3 protein-coding genes and 1 pseudogene are annotated in these 3556 nt (G+C 25.8%); all 4 read right to left on the reverse strand.

Annotated elements, in window-relative coordinates; all coding sequences use genetic code 11:
* Positions 1-59: 59 nt before the first annotated feature.
* Complete coding sequence (locus WBG30_RS07205; protein WP_424503965.1) at positions 60-1040, reverse strand: DUF6625 family protein; 981 nt, start codon at positions 1038-1040, stop codon at positions 60-62.
* Entirely contained in the window at positions 1037-1936 is a 900-nt protein-coding gene (locus WBG30_RS07210) for an ATP-grasp fold amidoligase family protein (RefSeq protein WP_424503966.1), read from the reverse strand. Before WBG30_RS07210 ends, WBG30_RS07205 begins: the two co-directional genes overlap by 4 nt.
* A gap of 24 nt (positions 1937-1960) precedes the next feature.
* Positions 1961-3064 carry a glycosyltransferase family 4 protein gene (locus WBG30_RS07215; RefSeq protein ID WP_424503967.1) on the reverse strand — a complete coding sequence of 368 codons (1104 nt, stop codon included), beginning with the start codon at positions 3062-3064 and terminating at the stop codon, positions 1961-1963.
* 10 nt (positions 3065-3074) lie between these two features.
* Positions 3075-3556, reverse strand: a pseudogene (locus WBG30_RS07220) (UDP-N-acetylenolpyruvoylglucosamine reductase); the annotation flags it as partial.

A 3556-nucleotide genomic window follows, 5' to 3' on the forward strand; every position in this document is an offset into this window, starting at 1 on the left:
TTTTTCTGCATTATAAACTGGTATAATTACACTTAATTTCATTTTCCCTCCTAAATTATTCAATATTTATACCAAAGTGGCTTTAAATAAAGAATAACTAATTGCTTCGCTTTACCTTTTAAAAAAATTTTTTCAATTTTTTTTAATATTCCTTTTACTAATAATAGAGTTTCAGTATATTTGTTAGCAAATTCGCTATATTCTTTTATAATTTCCTTATTATTTAATTCTTTATTAACATTAATTATCTTATCTGAATATATAATCAATGTTTTTTTTGTATTCAAATCACCTTTTAATGGAATATTTTTCCCCGAAAAATGAATGTATAAAAATTCTTCGCTTTTAATTTCATCTCCGTCTAAATAAAAATTATAAACTCCGCCATTTTTATAAATAAATACTTCTGGAGTATATAAGTTTTTATTTAATGCTAATCTCGATGTTTTTGTTGAACAATCTAAAAACTTAAGGTTTTTATAAAATTTTATTTCATTTTTTTCACAGATTTTATTTAACCCTCTCATTTCATCAAAAATATATGAATATGAGTCTTTGAAAACCTTTTTATAACTATATTCAGCGCCACTTAATTTAAAGAGATTATTTATTTTTTTATTATTTTTACAAAAAGATAAGTGACCATTCATTCCTATTCTTTCAAACCTCTCGAATAAGTCTTGTGATAAAAATTTATTGAAATCTCCAAAAATCATATCTAAATCACAATATCCCCAAAAATCATAACCATTCAATTCATCTTCAAATATAATTCCAAATGCAGGTCTATAGTCACATACCTTATACGGTCCATCCATTGAAATATTAAAACCTATAATTGGTTTTAGTTTTTTATTAATTAATGTTTTAAATTCATTAAATGACATTTTTTTTATCTCTAAATTTTTTTCACTAAATACTTTTTGATCTGTAACTAACATAAAATCATAATTTTTATTTTTATAACACGATTCACACCAAAGCTCAAAATGTTTTGGAAGTGACCCAAAGTAACAACTTATTATTTTTATCTTTTTCATTTTTTCAACTCCCACATCTCTCCTAGTTTATAATCCCATTTCTGAGGATTAAATTTTATAAACCCCCCAAATGGACAAAAAGTTAATTCACCAAAATAAATTTGACCATCTATATTATAAAAATCAACTCTTACATAGGAAAAATCTTCAGATAATTTTTTTCCTAATTTTACCATTTCCACTAAATTTTTAGGTTTTTCTATTTCCCTATCAAACCTTTCTCCACCAGTATCAAAACCTAACTTTTTCCATTTGTCATCGAAGTAGTCCATCTTATATGGTACTTCCCCATCTTTCTTTGAGAAATTTCTATCTCCTATCACCTGAATATAACATTCAAATCCACTAGAATTATTAAAACAATGTAATTTATAATCAAATGGTAATTTATCGTTTTCATTTAGTAATTTTTCAGCAATAATTTTTCCATCAATTTGGTCATAAAATTCTTCTTGAGTATATTTTCCAATTTTTATATCTACATAACTATTCATCTTTTCCATTAATTTATCTTTATATTTAGTTTTTTCAAATTTGTTACTAATTATTTTAACAGCAGATCCACCACCTCCATTTGTAGTTTTAATTACAAATGTCTCAGGAAGATTTTTATATTGCTCCTCTGTTATTTTTTTTGTCACTAAATATAGAGGGATTAAGTACTTTCCTCCAATTTTATTTTTAACATATTCCCTTACTGCATATTTATCAGCACAAACGCTAAAAAGAGAATTATTCTCATATAGCTTTCTATGCTGTATTTTTTCATTAAAAGTTTTTGGACTTTTTAAATTCAACTTATATTTATGAACCAAGAAAAACCTCAACTTAATATAAGTTTTTTTAGGAATCATCATAACTATCAACCAATTTATTTTTTGTTTCATTGTAAACATTAAATTTTCTCCCTCGTTTAAAAACTAATATAATTCCTTTAAATATTTTTCTATCACTATTTTCTCATCAAACTCTTGCTTTGCTTTAGTTCTACCATTTTTACCTAATTCAGCTCTTTCTTCGTCATTTAATTTTAAAAACTTATTTATCCCTTCTACAAGACTGTCTACACATTTAGGTTCAAACAAAAAACCATTATATCCATTATCTACTATATCTCTGCACCCTCCATTATCTGTTGTAATAATAGGTTTCCCCATAGCTGCCGACTCTATTAATGTTCTTGGTACTCCTTCTCTGTAATAACTAGGCAATACTATGCAATCACTATTTTTTATTTCTTGTCTTACATCTTTAGAAGTTCCCAAGTAATCTAAAATTCCCTCTTTACGCCAATTATTTAATTCTTCTACTTTTATAGCGTTCTTTTCATCTTCATATATTTTTCCTAACAATTGAAATTCAAGATTATTATATTTATTTTTTATTTTTTTAGCTGCTTCATATAATACCCTAACACCTTTTTCATCAGATATTCTTCCAATGAATAAAAATAAAACATTATCATTCTTTATTATTTTATCCATAGGATAGAACTTTTCTAAATTTACTCCTGATCCAGGTAACCTGTCACAAATTTCTTTTTTTACCAATCCATTTTCTAAAAATAAATTCATATCATCATAATTTTGAAAAAATACTTTTTTTGGTGTTTTGAAAGAAACTTTATATAAAAATTTAACTACTTTTGCTATTAAATCTTCTTTTAAAAATATTTCTCCTAAACCTGTCATATTATTAACTACTGGTATTTTTAAGGACTTAGCTGCTAAAGTTCCATAAATATTAGGTTTAATAGTAAATTGAAATATTATATCTGGTTTTTCTTTTTTATAGATATTTTTATATGCTTTTAATAATTTCAAATCATTTAAAATATTCGTACCTTTTCTATCAATTGGTATATCTATAAATTCCCACCCATTTTTTTCTATATCTTTAGAAGAACTATCTTTAGCTCCTACTACTACTACCTCATAACCTTGACTAGATAGTTCCTTCATCAACCCATAACGAAAGTTATAAGCTACAAAAGCAACATTAACTGTTATCATAATTTTTTTCATTTTTACTCTCCTACTTCCCTTTTATCATCTCTCTCAACTCATCCCTCATACTCTCCACAGGCTGATTATTTCCTTTAAATTGTAAACTCCCGTATAACCTCACCATTATATTTGGTTTTACCTTACATAATAATTTATAAATAAAGTTCGGAAATTTAATTAAAATCACTTTTTTATCTAATCCCTCTTCTATGCCTTCCACCATACCTTTTATAGATACTGCTTCTCCATCTGTTGGGATATAGATCCCTCTTTCGACCTTATCTATTACTTGTTTAGTTAGATCCAATAAATTAGTTATAGAAACTATACTTCTCTTATTTACATTGTAGTTAAAAGGTAAAATCGGAATTTTTTTGACTAACTTTACAAGATTAATCATATTTCCTTTTACCCCTGTACCATATATCATTGGAGGCCTTATGATTGCCACTTCAAATTCTTTCTCTTGCTTGTTGAGCGAAGCCGAAACATTACTTTCTAATTTTCTCA

Origin of the sequence: Psychrilyobacter sp., from assembly GCF_049671765.1 — a bacterium.
Classification (GTDB): domain Bacteria; phylum Fusobacteriota; class Fusobacteriia; order Fusobacteriales; family Fusobacteriaceae; genus Psychrilyobacter.